Below are 14,092 nucleotides of genomic sequence, written 5' to 3'. Positions count from 1 at the left end.
GCGCGCATGGCCGGCTTGCGCATCTGCCGTCGCACAGCGAAGCTTTGCGCTTTCTGGGACACGGACGTTGTCATGTTGCTGATGCCGCTGCACAAACCCTGGTCGCGCCAGAACATTCCCTGGGTGACGCTGCTGCTGGTGTTGGTCAATGTGGTGGTGTACCTGGGCTATCAGCGCAAGGACGATGCGCTGGTCGAAAACGCGGTGCGCTACTACGTCGAGTCCGGCCTCGGTGCAGTGGAGGCGCAAGCCCACGAGCGCTATCTGCAGCAGACCGACGGCGCCAAGTTGCGCGCTGCGCACCAGGCCAAGCTGGGCAGCGTGCCTGCGCGGCAACGCCTTGCCTACCTGGCGCACCTGACGATGTACGACCTGGCCTTTACAGAGGCATTGCGCAGCGGCGCATTGTTCAAGGACGAGCAGCGTCTGCGCGAATGGCGCGCATTGCGCGCGCCCTACGATGCGCGCCTGTCCAAGGTGTTCACGCTACGGCATCTGCAGCGTAGTTCCGAGTGGTCACCTGCGAGGATGCTGACGGCCACCTTCCTGCATGGCAGCTTCGATCATTTGCTGGGCAACATGCTGTTTCTGCTGGCGCTGGGTACCTTACTGGAAGGTGCGATCGGCAGCGGCTGGTTCCTGCTGCTGTATCTGCTTGGCGGGTTCGGTGCCAGCGCGGCCAGCTTGTGGTGGCGCTGGGGCGCACCGGGCGGCGGCCTGGGCGCCTCCGGTGCGATCGCTGCCTTGATGGGCGCGTTCTGCATGGTCTGGGGCAGGCGCAAGGTGCGCTTCTTCTACTGGTTCTTTGTGGTATTCGATTACGTGCGCGGGCCGGCGATCCTGCTGCTGCCGCTGTGGCTGGGCTGGGAGCTGTACAGCCTGCTATGGAGCGAAGACGGCAGCGTCGCCTTCGAGGCACACGCCGGTGGCCTGGTCAGTGGCGCGCTGCTTGGCGTCTTTTTGGTGCTGTTGCGGCGCACGCGCCCGGCCTTCATGCAGGAGAGCGAGGCAGTGCTGGTGGACGATCGTTGGGAGCGCGCGCAGCGGCATCTGGGACGCATGGAGAACGTGGAAGCCGAGCGCCTGTTGGCGGAGCTGGCCAGCGAACAGCCGCATAACCTGGACGTGGCGCTGGCGCGCTACCGCACCGCGCGCAATGCCGGCCGCAACCAGGACAGCGTGCAGCATGCGCAGACGCTGTTGCAGCTGCACACGCACCACGCCGAGCAGACGCGCATCCAGCTGACAGTCGCCGCCGAACTGAGCAAGGCCGGAATCGAGTACGCGCCATCGGCACGCATGGCGCTGATCGGCGCATGTCTGCGCACGGGATTGTTGGCCGATGCCGAACGTCTGTTGAAGGAAGGCGAGTCGGCGATGCCGCGCGCCGAGCTGGCGCACCACTGGTTCGTGCTGGCCCTGCGACACGGCGAGCTGCAGGACGGCGCGCAGCGTGCGCGCTTGCTGCGTCAGCTGCTGGAGCAGTTTCCCGAGCAGGCACAGGCCAGCAAGGCGCGCTTTTTGCTCGAGAACGGATGAGTGGTTTCTGCTTGATCCGTGTTGCCAACGCAAGCGATGAGGGCGCCGCGCGCTCGACTCACCCGAGCTTTTGATCCAAGCATTGGGTCGTCACCAAAACGACGTAACAATATGAAGTCTTGATCACTTCAGGCGTCGTGTTTTGAGGGGGGCGAGCACTGCGGATGGATCAATTGCAGAGCGGTTGATCTGCGGCGTGGCTGCAGGGTCCTTGCCCGCCCACCATCGCGGGACACGCCGCAAGTACGTCCTTGTAGGCTCTTACGCGGCATCCATGCCGCGTAAGGTCCCGCGGCGGTAAGCGGGCAAGGGCCAGTCGAGATGGTCGGTGTGCATGGCTGCGAGCAGTGCACGTCGCATAAGCCGATTATCGGGATTTGCTCGGCGCCTTAAAAAGTTTTGTTGGCTGCTCAAGCTGGTTGAATTGCCACCGCTTTCAGCACGGCTTCCAGCTTCGTGCGCAGTGCATCGTCGTCGCATTGAGCCAGTGCGTTTTGCAGCACTGCGCGTGCCTGCTCATCGCGGCCGAACCGTTCGCCCAACAGCAGGCCCGCATCCAGTGACCAGGCCGGCATCATCCGATCGCGCGGCCATGCGGCGATTGCCGCAAGCAGGCCATCGGTCGCCAGCTGGAATTGCCCGGCCATCTTGGCGCGCTCGGCCAGCAAGGTGGCGTGCTCTGGCGTCAGCGGGGTAAACGTGGAGTCGCCGTCCAGCGCTTCGCGCTGCAATGCCAGCGCGCGACGCTCCTGCTTTTCCTGCAGCAGGCGGTTAATGTACTGGCGGGTGTGCTCGCGCAGTTCATCGTTGCGATGGTGTTGACGCAGCAGGCGCTGATACAACTCGTGCACCGCCAGGCTCACCGCACGCGAACGTACCGCCCCGCGCAGCGCCTGGAATGCCTCGTCGGAATGTCCGTCGCGCAGGTATTGTTCGGCTTCGTCGAGCAGGCGTTGATCCGGGTCTTCGCGCTCGAACGCCGCATCGCTGCTGGGCACGTAGCCGAGTTCTTCGTGGTACTGGTAGACCAGATACCCCATCAGGTGGAAGCTGGCGAACAGGCTCCAGATCGAGGCGATCACCATCGTCGCCTCGCGCACGATCGGCGGCAGATACTTCACCGCAATGAAGATCGCCGCAGTGGCGCTGGCCTGGATCACGTACAGCAGACCGTATGCGGCCAGATACGGCCAGCCGATGCGCATTGCCATGTCGATCGACACGGCCGGATTGAGGGCGCGGCGTAGGCTGCCGTCGATGGCCAGCGCAATCATCATGCCCGGGAGCAGCAACTGGACGATCAGATAGGCGATGGTCAGGCCAGGCTTACCCGCCAGCACGCCCGCCGCACCAATGACGATGCCCAGCGCAAGCGCCAGTAGGACCAGCCGCAGCACCGCGCTGTCGAAGCTGTTGTAGCCCAGTCGGGGAGCGTCGGCTTGCCCGTCGGCGGTGTGGCGCAGGATGTCGAAGGCATAGGTGTAGGTCGCCATGCCCAGCACGCCGGCGACCACCAGTTTCAGGATGCCGGGCAGCACCAGCAGTGCGCTGCACAGCGTCAGCGCAATCAATGCGTACAGCGCCGAGCCGCGCAGCGGATAGGTGGCAATGGCGGGAATGCGGGTCCAGAACGGTGCCGGCGCGGCCTGCGCGGCAACCTTGCGTGCGCGAAAACGGTCTTCCATGACGCTCCCCAGGCGTGTGATGTGACCGGATTGTGCGGTGGCGCGTGCCGTCACGCAATTGGGGGAGGGCGAGCTAATTAAACTTGAAATGGGCACAGTCCGGCGACATGTCACCGGCACGTTCTAGATATTGCCGGCCATGCGTCAGTGGCAGCACTGCATTGGAGCTCGCTGTGTCCGATAGCATCGGACGCGCACCGACAGACCGCCGATGCGTTGCGTGCGTGATCTGTCTGACGCACCGGGAGAGCGATAGGTAAAATAATGGCCCGCCGCAAGCTCGCGGCCAGTACGAGCGACCGGGCGCGCCGCGCCCCTGGCATTGCCGTCGCTCGCATCACAAGGAGTGTCGCTTGAATCCCTCTGCTACTGGCAACCCGCAGGTCCGCATTCGCAGCATCGATGTGCTCTCGGACAATTGGTATGTGCTGCGCAAGGTCACGTTCGATTTTCAGCGCAAGGACGGCCGCTGGCAGACCCTGTCGCGCGAGGCCTACGATCGTGGCAATGGCGCCACCATTCTGCTGTATAGCCGCGCCAAGCAGACGGTGATGCTCACCCGCCAGTTCCGCCTGCCCACGCTGCTCAACGGCAATCCCGACGGCATGCTGATCGAAGCCTGCGCCGGCCTGCTCGACCGGGACGATGCGCTGACCTGCATCCGCAAGGAAACCGAAGAAGAAACCGGCTACCGCATCGACAACGTGCGCAAGGTGTTCGAGGCCTTCATGAGCCCTGGCTCGGTCACCGAACGCCTGTACTTCTTCGTCGGCGAATACTTCGACGGCGACAAGGTCAGCGAGGGCGGCGGACTCGAAGAAGACGGCGAAGAGATCGAGGTGCTCGAGCTGTCCCTTGATACAGCGCTGGCGATGATCGGCTCGGGCGAGATCGCCGATGCCAAGACCATCATGCTGTTGCAGTACGCCAAGTTGCAGGGTGTGCTGACTTAACTCGAGCATGAGCTTTGCTGGAGCACGGGCGTTGCCAGGCGGCGGAGATATCGCGTCGGAGTTTTGCAATGACTGCAAAGTTGCGCTTCTAGCGCGTCAGTGCCCGTGGTACGTAGAAGCAGAACTGTAGATAGCCAGCTTATTGAAAAAGACTGGCCTTTACTGGCCACAGTCCTTCGCGCAAACCAGGGTGTGCCGTTGTCAGCGCACCCTTCTGAGCACCTTGTCGTCGTATTCCGGTGATCTGCCGCTGTGGCAGTTATGGCCGTCTTGAGCGAGAACGTAGATGGGGTGCTTTTGGTCCGAGGGGAGAAGATCCTCTTCGACGGCAAACCCGTATATGTTCGGTCCGACCATCGGATCGTCGACGTCCATGAAGTTGAGCACCAGACAGCTACCGCTCGCCTCGTCCATGTCCCAGGCGCCGGTAATCGTTCGGGGTGGGCCGTTCAGCTGGTTGCCAGCGATGCATGTGGTTTTTAACGTGTAACGCTGCATGTTTCCGCTCGGAGTCGGCATCGAAAGAAAAAGCTCGGCGCGGACAGTCTGGCAGTCTTGCGTGTAGGAGGTGAGTTGCCCTGTGTAGGTGCCAGTCAGTACCTGCTGCCGCTTTAGAGGCCAAAGGTCACTCTGATCTTTCTGTTCAGCTGAGGCCGTGCTGACGACGACAAGCACGATGGCAATCGTGCAGGCCAGCAGGGTCTTCTTGGCCTCCTTGCTCATGGTGCCTCCTCATTGGATGTCTGGGTTCAGCGCTTCCCGCCAAAAATACTACCGAAGATGCCGCGCACGATCTGCTGGCCGATCTTGTTGCCCACCGTGCGCGAGGTCTGTTTGGCCATTGCTTCGAGCATGCCCTGGCGGCGGCTGGTGCCGAACACCGCGTCCTTGACCGCCTTGCTGAAGCCGCTGTCGTGCGCATCGTCATCTTCGCGGGTGCGTGCCGGCGGTGCGGCGTTGTGTTCGGCGACCTGTTCGACGCGGCGCGCCAGCAGCTCGGCAGCCGATTCGCGGTTGATCGCGGTGTCGTAGCGGGTGCCGACCGGGCTGGCCGCGCGCACCTGCGCGCGTTCGGTCTCGCTGATGGCGCCCATGCGGCAGCGTGGCGGGGCGATGAGCGTTTGCTGCACCGGTGCCGGCACGCCCTTGCCTTGCAGCGGCGACACCAGCGCTTCGCCGGTGCCCAGGCTGGAGATCGCCTTGGCCACATCGAGCTTGGGATTGGCCACGAAGGTCTGCGCCGCGGTCTTGACCGCCTTCTGGTCGCGCGGGGTGAACGCACGCAGGGCATGCTGCACGCGGTTGCCGAGCTGGCCGAGGATGTTGTCCGGAATGTCGTCGGGAAACTGCGAGCAGAAATACACGCCCACGCCCTTGGAGCGGATCAGCCGGACCACCTGCTCGATCCGCTGCACCAGCGCAGCCGGCGCATCGTCGAACAGCAGATGCGCTTCGTCGAATACGAACACCAGCTTGGGGTGTTCCAGGTCGCCCACCTCGGGCAGACGCTCGAACAGTTCCGACAGCAGCCACAGCAGGAAGGTGGAATACAGCTTCGGCTTGAGCACCAGTTGATTGGCCGCCAGGATGCCGATCACACCACGGCCGTCCGCAAACACGCGCATCAGGTCGGCCAGCTCCAGCGCCGGCTCGCCGAAGAAGTGCTCGCCACCGTCCTGCGCCAGCCGCAGCAGGGCGCGCTGGATCGCAGCCACCGACTGGCTGGAGACCAGTCCGTAACTGGTGGACAGTTCCTTGCGTTCTTCCACCACCAACCCAAGCAGCGCGCGCAGGTCGTCCAGGTCCAGCAACAGCAGGCCACGGTCGTCGGCCAGCTTGAACACGATGTCGAGCACGCCGGACTGGGTGTCGTTGAGTTCCAGAATGCGCGCCAGCAGGGCAGGGCCCATCTCGCTGACGGTGGTGCGCACCGGGTGGCCGAGTTGGCCGTACAGATCCCAGAACACCACCGGGCTGGCGGCCGGCGCGTAGTCGGCGATGCCGATCTCCGTGGCGCGCTGCAGCACGCCGGCGGCGCCGTCGCCTGCCACCGCCAGGCCAGCGACATCGCCTTTCACGTCGGCCAGGAACACCGGTACACCCATGCGCGAGAAGCCTTCGGCCAGGGTCATCAAGGTCACGGTCTTGCCGGTGCCGGTGGCGCCTGCCACCAGTCCGTGGCGATTGCCGAAGCGCCCTTCCAGCACGACCGGGATGTCGTCGGTGACGCCTTTGCCGAGCAGGAACGAGGCCATAGCGTAGATCCGGTGGGAAACGCCGGATTCTAGCGGGCAATCCGGCCGGGCAAACCGGGCGGGGGCTTGCCCCCGGATTTCGACGGCGCTGTCCGACTGCCTGCCGCCGACAGGCACTGCAATGACGCCGCCGGTGTGCCAGCCGCTTGCTGCCCTTCCTCAAGGCATTCCAGGCGCGCTGCGCCACCGCCAAGCTAACGGCCCACTAACCCTGACGGCCCCGCCGCCTTGCCCCGGTGTCGCCCCGGCGGCTACCCTGCCTGCCTTTCCGCTGTACTGCCTACGATGCCGCTCGCTCATTTTGGTTTGCGCCCATGGCCGGTTCTGGTCGTGGTGGCGCTGATGTCTGTCGTCCCCGCTGCCCACGCCATTTCCAAACGCGACACGGAGAAGGCCGCCGTGCTCGATGCCCGCATGGCCGCCGCCGAAAAGCGTTACCGCGATGCGCTGGTACTGGTGAACAACTCCGACCCCAAGGGCACCGCCGAAGGCGATGCCGCGCTGGAGGACATGGAAGACGTCATCGACGCCTGCATCAAGCAGCGCGGCTGCCTGGTCGCCAATCAGCTGGCCACCTACAAGCGCCTGCTGAAGGCGCGCGCCGATGCCGAAGCACCGGCCGCCGAAGATCCGCAGGACGACGACACCCTGCTGCAGGCCGACCCGGACCACCTCGGCCCGGCGGCGAACGGCGTGCCCGAGGCGGCGCGTGCCGCCACGCTGCTCAACGACCAGCGCCACGATTTCGACAAGATGGTGCAGTACAACCCTGCCGTACAGGCCGGCATCCGCCGCTGGCTGACCGATATGCGCCCGGCGCTGCTGACCAGCTACGAGAACTACAGCAACCTGCGCGGGGTGATGTGGCCGGAATGGCAGAAGCGCGGCCTGCCCGAGGCGCTGCTGTTCGGCATCATGGCCAAGGAATCCAACGGCAAGGTGCACGCCAGCTCGCGTGCCGGCGCGGCCGGGTTGATGCAATTCATGCCGGCCACCGGGCGTCGCTTCGGGCTGGGTCCGGACGGCACCGGCTTCGACACGCGCTTTGATGCACGCAGCGCCGCCGAAGCCAGCGCTGCCTACCTCAACGAGCGCATGGCCGGGCTCAACCGCAACATCGAACTGGCGCTGGCCGCCTACAACGGTGGCGAAGGCCGTGCCGCGCGCGTGTTCTCGCAAAGCGGCGGGCGCGGGTTCTGGGAACAAGATGTCTACAACCAGTTCCCGGCCGAAACCAAGGACTACGTGCCGATGGTGATCGCCGCGGCGTGGATCTTCCTGCACCCGCGCCAGTACGGCGTGGACTTCGCCAAGCTCGACGCGCAGCCGGCCACGCTGAAGCTGGCCAAGTCGACCACCATCTACGAACTCACCATCTGCCTGGGCAGCATGGGCACGCGCGACGGTTACATGCGCGCGCTGCGCAACCTCAACCCGCGCTATGAATCCGATGGCTGGATCCCGGCCGGCACCGTCATCAACGCCACCAACCGCATCGTCAGCCTGTACACGCGCTACTGCGTGAACGGCCCGCGCGCGGACCTGGCGCGCACGCTGATCACCGCCGATCTCAACAGCGCAATCGTGCGCAGCAGCAGCGCCCCCGAGTACGTGCCCAGCGTGGCGGTGGGCGATGTCAGCCCGATGGCCGGCGTGCCGACCACCGTGGCTACCGGCCAGCCGGCGATCGCCAAGCCCAAGGCCAGGCAGGCGCGCAGCTACACCATCGCCAGGGGCGACACGCTCGGCCGCGTCGCGCAGAAGTACCAGTGCGAGATCAAGGAGCTGGCCAAGGCCAATGGCCTGAAGGCGCCGTCGTATGCGCTCAAGCCAGGGCAAAGCATCAAGCTGGCCGGTTGCGATCGCTGAGCAGCGCTTGCAGTACCGCGTGCGTTAGAGCATCGGCCAACTGCTCGGAGAGCTGCGCCGGGCCGCGCTCCGTTAGAAGCGGTCGGGCGCCCCCGTAGGAGCGGACCCGGCCGCGACGAGGCAGTCCCGGTAGCTTCATCGGCACAGGCAAGGCAGTTCCGAATCGGAGGCTGGAGTCAGAAAGGCGCAAGCGCCCCCAGTCTCGCTGCGAATGCCATGTCGCGGTCGGGCCCGCTCCTACACCCGCATCGTTTTTGTGGGAGCCGGAGTGGGCATCGGTCTTGTAGCGAGCGAGCCTGAGTGCGATGCCGCTGTCATGGTGGCGTTTCGCCGCGGACAAGTGTTCTTGCTCGGAACAGGCCGTCGAGCTGATCAGCGGGATCATTGACCAATGCGGGCGTACCGCATCGGGGCACTGCGCCAGGCTGCGCCATTGTAGGAGCGGACCTGGCCGCGACGAAGCAGTCCCGGTAGTTCCAGCGCAGGCGAGAACGCTCTACATCGAAGACTGGGAGTGCGACATGCGTCTGCGCATTGAACGTCGTCGAGAAGGCCCTGTCGCGGTCAGGCCCGCTCCTATGAGGGCGTCGCTGCGTTGCATCACTTGCAACCGAAGCAGGCATCGCAGGCGCGCCGCCGTGATCATCCTACCTGGCGACGGGCGAGCGCTTGCCCCAGGCGCACCGATGTCTCCGCGGCAAGTCCGCCATCGAGCTTTGCGACACCGGGCGGCAGCAGCACGATCACGGTCGAGCCGTAATTGAAGCGCGCCATCTCTGCAAACCGCTCCAGCACGATGCCCTTGCCGTGATAGTCCTTGCGCGTGATGCGGTCGCCGTAGCGCGGGATCTCCACGCCGCTCCACACCGTTTCCACGCCCGACACCAGCAGCGCGCCCACCATCACCGAGACCATCGGGCCGAAGTCGGTGTCGAAGTGGCAGACCAGGCGCTCGTTGCGCGCGAACAGCCGCGGCACATTGCGCACCGCATCCGGGCCGACGCTGAACAAGCGGCCGGGTACGTGCACAGTCTCGCGCAGGGTGCCGGTCCACGGCATATGCACGCGGTGGTAGTCCTTGGGCGAGAGGTAGACGGTAGCGAACAGGCCGTCGTTGAACGGCTGCGCCGCTTCGGCGTCGCCGAGCAATTCGGCGGTAGTGAACGACTGCCCCTTGGCCTGGAAAATGCGGCCGTTCTCGATCGGGCCGAGCTGGCTGATGCGCCCGTCGGCGGGCATCAGCAGCGCCGCAGGATCGGCGTCGGGCACGCGTGCGCCCGGCTTCAAGGCGCGGGTGAAGAATGCATTGAAGGTGGGATAGGCGCGCGGGTCCGGTTCCAGTGCCTCGCCCAGGTCCACGCCGAACTTGCGCGTGACCGTGTCGATCAACCATTGCTTGGTGGACGGCGTATCGGAATAGGCCAGCGCACGCGCCAGCGAGGACAGCAACCGGTGCGGCAGCACGTAGGTCAGGGAAGTGACGAGACTCACGGAGCGGTTACCTTGGTCAGTTGCTGGAGGTCGGCGGCGATCGCCTTGGGGTCGAGCGGGGGACGGATCAGCCCGGCCAGACGGCCCTGCGGGTCGAGCACGGCGATGCCGGCAGAGTGATCCATGCTGTAGTCGTTGGGATTGTCCGCAAAGCCCTTGCCCGGCACTTTCTGGAACACGAAGCCCAGCGCGGTGGCGAAGCGCTGCAGCGCCGGCACCTCGGCGGTGGCGGCCAGGGTGTCCTTGTGGAAGGCATGCGCATATTCGCCCAGGCGTGCCGGCGGGTCGCGCTGCGGGTCTACCGACACGAACAGCACGCGCGGGCGCAGGCCATCCGGGATGCTTTCCCACTGCTGCTGCGCCACCGCCAGATCGGTCAGCGTGGTCGGGCAGACGTCCGGGCAGAAGGTGAAGCCCAGGAACACCAGCGTCCAATGTCCCTTCAGCTCACCGGGTACCAGCTGGGTGCCGTCGGACTGGCGCAGGCTGAACTGCGGCAGCGTGCGTGGCTGCGGATAAAAGGTGATGGTGCGGGTAGGCGGCCAGGGCGAGCTGGGCGCGGCGCCGAGAAACTTCTGGCCCAGCAACAGCCCCAGGCCGGCGGCCAGCGCCACCAGCAGCACGATGCCGGTATTGCGATTGAACATGGCGGTTTCCAGTGCAACGGACGCTCATGATACCGATCCGACCTCTATAATCGTGGGCCGATTCCTCTTTAGTTGTTGCCATGACTGCCGCCGCGGCCGACGAACTGCACACCATCATCGACCTGATCCGCTACGGCACCAGCCGTTTCAATGCAGCCGGTCTGACCTTCGGCCATAGCTACGACAATGCGCTGGACGAGGCCACCCAGCTGGTCCTGCACAGCCTGCATCTGCCGCACGATCTGGGCCCGGCCTATGGCCAGGCGCGCCTGCTGCGCTCGGAAAAGGAGCAGGTACTGGGCCTGTTCGAGCGCCGCATCAACGAGCGCGTACCGGCGGCGTACCTGACCGGCGAGGCCTGGTTCGCCGGGCTGAGCTTCAAGAGCGATGCGCGTGCGCTGGTGCCGCGGTCGCCGATCGCCGAGCTGATCGAGGCCGGCTTCGAGCCCTGGCTGGGCGGCCGCGAAGTCACCCGCGCGCTGGACCTGTGCACCGGTTCGGGCTGCATCGCGATCGCCATGGGCCACTACAACCCGCAGTGGGACGTGGACGGCGTGGACATCAGCGACGACGCGCTGGCACTGGCCGCCCAAAACAAGGCGCGCCTGCATGCCGACAATGTCACCCTGCTCAAGTCGGACCTGTTCGCCGGGCTGGGTGGCCGCCAGTACGACCTGATCGTCACCAATCCGCCGTATGTCACCAACGACGAAACCGACGCGCTGCCGCAGGAGTATTCCTACGAGCCGGAGCTGGGTCTGCGTGCGGGCGACGACGGCCTGGATCTGGTGCTGAAGATCCTGCGCGATGCGCCGCAGCACCTCAGCGAAGATGGCCTGCTGATCTGCGAAGTGGGCGAGTCCGAGCAGCACCTGATCAAGCTGCTGCCGGAAGTGGATCTGGCCTGGGTCGAGTTCAAGGTGGGGCAGATGGGCATCTTCGCGGTCGAATGCCGCGAGTTGATCGCGCACGGCGCCCGCATCGCCGAGCTGGCCAGTGCGCGCTGAATCGTCCATCGCGCGGCCGCAGCTGAGCGATCTGCTGTTGCTGGTGCCGGTGTCCATTTTTGGCGTCGGCATTCCGCTCAGTTTGATCGACGTGGTGTACCGCCTGTTCGACCCGATGTACGGCGGTCCCTTGCCACAGCGCTTGTTTAGGGCGGGGGCGGAGATCGGCTTCGGCCTGATGGCGTTTTTCGGCCTGGTTTCGGCGTGGATCGTGGTGGTCAGTTCGGATGCGGCCTTGCGTGCGCATCGGTGCCGCACGCTCATTGTGGCACTCGGCCTGCTGGTCGGAACTGGCGTTGCGCTGCACCTGCTCGCCGATTGGCTGCTGAGTGGGCGCAAAAAGCTGGATGTCTTTGTGCTGGTGTTCAGCGGCCTGTTGGCGGTGGCACCGATGCTGGTGGCGGCACGTCACCTGCCGCGCATCCTGCGCGCCACGCCACCTGCTGCAATGTTGAGAGGATGCCGTCATGGGCAGTAACAGTTTCGGCCGCCTGTTGACGGTCACCACCTTCGGCGAGTCGCACGGGCCGGCGATCGGCTGCGTGGTCGACGGTTGCCCGCCGGGCCTGGAGATCTCGCCGGAAGAATTCACCCACGATCTGCAGCGGCGTGCATCCGGTAAGAGCCGGCATACCTCGGCGCGCCGCGAAGCCGACGAGATCGAGATCCTGTCCGGCGTCTATGAAGGCCGGACCACCGGCACGCCGATCGGCCTGCTGATCCGCAACACCGATCAGCGCAGCAAGGACTACAGCAACATCGCCCAGCAGTTCCGTCCCGGGCACGCCGACTACACCTATTGGCAGAAGTACGGCATCCGCGATCCGCGCGGCGGCGGGCGTTCGTCCGCGCGCGAGACCACCATGCGTGTGGCCGCCGGGGTGATCGCCAAGAAGTGGCTCAAGCAGCGCTACGGCGTGCTGGTGCGTGGATTTCTATCGCAGCTGGGCGAGATCCGCCCGACCGGTTTCGACTGGAATGCGGTCGAGGACAATCCGTTTTTCTGGCCGCATGCCGAGCAGGTGCCGGAGCTGGAAACCTACATGGACGCGCTGCGCAAGTCCGGCGATTCGGTCGGTGCGCGCGTGGACGTGGTGGCCGGTGGCGTGCCGGCGGGCTGGGGCGAGCCGATCTACGGCAAGCTCGATGCCGAACTGGCCGCCGCCTTGATGAGCATCAATGCGGTCAAGGGCGTGGAGATCGGCGACGGTTTCGCCAGCGCCGCGCAGAAGGGCACCGAACACCGCGACCTGATCACCCCGGAAGGCTTTCTCAGCAATCATGCCGGCGGCATCCTGGGCGGCATTTCCACCGGCCAGGCGATCACCGCCTCGATGGTGCTCAAGCCGACCTCCAGCCTGCGTCTGCCCGGCGCGACCGTGGACGCGGACGGCGCGGTGGTCGATGTGATCACCACCGGCCGCCACGACCCCTGCGTCGGCATCCGCGCCACCCCGATCGCCGAGGCGATGATGGCGCTGGTGTTGATGGACCAGGCCTTGCGTCATCGCGCCCAGTGCGGCGATGTCGGCGAGGTGACGCCACGCATTCCCGGTCAGGCCGATGTCTGAGTCGCCCCGCGCCAAGGTGTGGGTCAGCCAGCCGCTGTTCGACGATGTCGTCGCGCAGTTGGGCGAGCATTTCGAGCTGACCACCACTGCGCGCGTCACCGCGTATTCGCCGGCCGAGCTGGCTGCGCGGCTGGCATCGCTGGACGGTGCGCTGATCACCCTCAATGAGCGTATCGGCGCGGCGGAAATCGCCTCTGCGCCGCAACTGCGCGCGATCGCCAACGTCGGCGTGGGCTACAACAACCTGGATCTGGATGCGCTCAGCGCGGCCGGCATCCTGGCCAGCAACACCCCGGATGTACTGACCGAGACCACGGCCGATCTCGGCTTTGCCTTGCTGATGGCCACTGCGCGCCGCATCACCGAAGCCGAGCGCTGGCTGCGCGACGGGCAGTGGGGGCAGTGGTCGTTCAAGACCATGCTCGGTGCCGATCTCCACGGCAGCACGCTGGGCATCCTGGGCATGGGCCGGATCGGGCAGGGCATCGCCCGCCGCGGCGCGCATGGCTTCGGCATGCGCGTGCTGTACCACAACCGCAGCCAGCTGCCGGCCACCACCGAACAGGCGCTCGGCGCGCAGTACGTGGACCTCGATACGTTACTGGCGCAGTCCGATCACCTGGTGCTGGTGCTGCCCTACACCAAGGACTCGCACCACATCATCGATGCCGCGGCACTGGGCAAGATGCGCCCCACCGCCACGCTGGTGAATATCGCGCGCGGCGGCCTGGTCGATGAAATCGCGCTGGCCGATGCGCTCGCCAACGGGCGCCTGGCCGGTGCCGGCCTGGATGTCTACGAAGGCGAGCCGTCCGTCCGTCCCGAGCTGCTGGCCCTGCGCAACGTCGTGCTCACCCCGCATATCGGCAGCGCCAGCCTGGCCACGCGCCGCGCGATGGTGCAGCTGGCGGTGGATAACCTGATTGCCGCGCTGGGCCAAGGCCCCAATGCCGGGCATCCGCCGAGCGCGCTGAATGCCGATGCGGTGGCTGCTGCCAAACAGGGCGGCGCGCGCGCTGGCGTAGCGACCAGCACCGGCACCGGCACCGGCAAAACCATCACGACCAAACGATAG

Annotated in this window: 12 protein-coding genes; 7 read left to right on the top strand and 5 right to left on the bottom strand. The window is 65.8% G+C overall.

Going from position 1 to position 14,092, the window contains the following annotated elements; all coding sequences use genetic code 11:
* The first annotated feature begins 72 nt into the window (after positions 1–72).
* Positions 73–1,539, top strand: coding sequence for a rhomboid family intramembrane serine protease (locus ABQY64_RS13505; protein WP_349780093.1), 1,467 nt, complete (start codon positions 73–75; stop codon positions 1,537–1,539).
* Positions 1,540–1,949: 410 nt separating this feature from the next.
* Here ABQY64_RS13505 and ABQY64_RS13500 read toward each other — a convergent pair whose 3' ends face one another.
* A complete protein-coding gene (locus ABQY64_RS13500) occupies positions 1,950–3,224 on the bottom strand; it encodes a hypothetical protein (protein ID WP_181142591.1) in 1,275 nt (424 codons plus the stop codon).
* A 353-nt stretch (positions 3,225–3,577) separates the two neighbouring features.
* On the opposite strand from ABQY64_RS13500, the gene nudK reads away from it, so the two are divergent.
* Entirely contained in the window at positions 3,578–4,177 is a 600-nt protein-coding gene (nudK, locus tag ABQY64_RS13495; RefSeq protein WP_065032468.1) for a GDP-mannose pyrophosphatase NudK, read from the top strand.
* A 201-nt stretch (positions 4,178–4,378) separates the two neighbouring features.
* Here the strand turns inward: nudK and ABQY64_RS13490 are convergent, their stop codons facing one another.
* Both ABQY64_RS13490 and ABQY64_RS13485 read right to left on the bottom strand, forming a co-directional pair.
* Complete coding sequence (locus ABQY64_RS13490; RefSeq protein WP_065032467.1) at positions 4,379–4,900, bottom strand: hypothetical protein; 522 nt, start codon at positions 4,898–4,900, stop codon at positions 4,379–4,381.
* A 26-nt stretch (positions 4,901–4,926) separates the two neighbouring features.
* The gene (locus tag ABQY64_RS13485) at positions 4,927–6,432 is read right to left on the bottom strand and encodes a helicase HerA-like domain-containing protein (protein WP_349780094.1); all 1,506 of its coding nucleotides are present in this window, start codon (positions 6,430–6,432) and stop codon (positions 4,927–4,929) included.
* Between the two features lie 285 nt (positions 6,433–6,717).
* Between ABQY64_RS13485 and ABQY64_RS13480 the strand changes: the two genes are divergently transcribed.
* Entirely contained in the window at positions 6,718–8,301 is a 1,584-nt protein-coding gene (locus ABQY64_RS13480) for a transglycosylase SLT domain-containing protein (protein ID WP_104554077.1), read from the top strand.
* A 642-nt stretch (positions 8,302–8,943) separates the two neighbouring features.
* On the opposite strand, the gene asd is transcribed toward ABQY64_RS13480, so the two are convergent.
* Positions 8,944–9,792 (bottom strand): archaetidylserine decarboxylase, encoded by an 849-nt coding sequence (gene asd / locus ABQY64_RS13475; protein WP_115511296.1) that lies wholly within the window; start codon positions 9,790–9,792, stop codon positions 8,944–8,946.
* A complete protein-coding gene (locus ABQY64_RS13470) occupies positions 9,789–10,439 on the bottom strand; it encodes an SCO family protein (protein WP_024939548.1) in 651 nt (216 codons plus the stop codon). The genes asd and ABQY64_RS13470 overlap by 4 nt, the downstream gene beginning before the upstream one ends.
* Before the next feature lie 80 nt (positions 10,440–10,519).
* Between ABQY64_RS13470 and prmB the strand changes: the two genes are divergently transcribed.
* Genes prmB through ABQY64_RS13450 form a run of 4 tightly spaced genes read left to right on the top strand, consistent with a single transcriptional unit; the run spans position 10,520 to position 14,092 of the window.
* Positions 10,520–11,446 carry a 50S ribosomal protein L3 N(5)-glutamine methyltransferase gene (gene prmB / locus ABQY64_RS13465; RefSeq protein ID WP_349780095.1) on the top strand — a complete coding sequence of 309 codons (927 nt, stop codon included), beginning with the start codon at positions 10,520–10,522 and terminating at the stop codon, positions 11,444–11,446.
* Positions 11,436–11,924: a hypothetical protein gene (locus ABQY64_RS13460; RefSeq protein WP_104573560.1), complete on the top strand. Its 489-nt coding sequence runs from the start codon at positions 11,436–11,438 to the stop codon at positions 11,922–11,924. The genes prmB and ABQY64_RS13460 overlap by 11 nt, the downstream gene beginning before the upstream one ends.
* On the top strand, positions 11,914–13,017 hold the full coding sequence (gene aroC, locus ABQY64_RS13455) for a chorismate synthase (RefSeq protein ID WP_065046457.1): 1,104 nt from the start codon (positions 11,914–11,916) through the stop codon (positions 13,015–13,017). The genes ABQY64_RS13460 and aroC overlap by 11 nt, the downstream gene beginning before the upstream one ends.
* The gene (locus ABQY64_RS13450; protein WP_104573559.1) at positions 13,010–14,092 is read left to right on the top strand and encodes a D-glycerate dehydrogenase; all 1,083 of its coding nucleotides are present in this window, start codon (positions 13,010–13,012) and stop codon (positions 14,090–14,092) included. The genes aroC and ABQY64_RS13450 overlap by 8 nt, the downstream gene beginning before the upstream one ends.

The organism is Xanthomonas sp. WHRI 7065, from assembly GCF_040203115.2.
Classification (GTDB): domain Bacteria; phylum Pseudomonadota; class Gammaproteobacteria; order Xanthomonadales; family Xanthomonadaceae; genus Xanthomonas; species Xanthomonas arboricola.
Note: the sequence above shows the minus strand (reverse complement) of the source record. Positions and strands in the feature narration are given on the sequence as shown.

Coding starts and splice junctions, on each gene's coding strand:
- ABQY64_RS13490 (WP_065032467.1), bottom strand. CDS start 4,900: ATGAGCAAGGAGGCCAAGAAGACCCTGCTGGCCTGCACGATTGCCATC.
- ABQY64_RS13500 (WP_181142591.1), bottom strand. CDS start 3,224: ATGGAAGACCGTTTTCGCGCACGCAAGGTTGCCGCGCAGGCCGCGCCG.
- ABQY64_RS13485 (WP_349780094.1), bottom strand. CDS start 6,432: ATGGCCTCGTTCCTGCTCGGCAAAGGCGTCACCGACGACATCCCGGTC.
- ABQY64_RS13470 (WP_024939548.1), bottom strand. CDS start 10,439: ATGTTCAATCGCAATACCGGCATCGTGCTGCTGGTGGCGCTGGCCGCC.
- ABQY64_RS13450 (WP_104573559.1), top strand. CDS start 13,010: ATGTCTGAGTCGCCCCGCGCCAAGGTGTGGGTCAGCCAGCCGCTGTTC.
- ABQY64_RS13505 (WP_349780093.1), top strand. CDS start 73: ATGTTGCTGATGCCGCTGCACAAACCCTGGTCGCGCCAGAACATTCCC.
- ABQY64_RS13480 (WP_104554077.1), top strand. CDS start 6,718: ATGCCGCTCGCTCATTTTGGTTTGCGCCCATGGCCGGTTCTGGTCGTG.
- aroC (WP_065046457.1), top strand. CDS start 11,914: ATGGGCAGTAACAGTTTCGGCCGCCTGTTGACGGTCACCACCTTCGGC.
- prmB (WP_349780095.1), top strand. CDS start 10,520: ATGACTGCCGCCGCGGCCGACGAACTGCACACCATCATCGACCTGATC.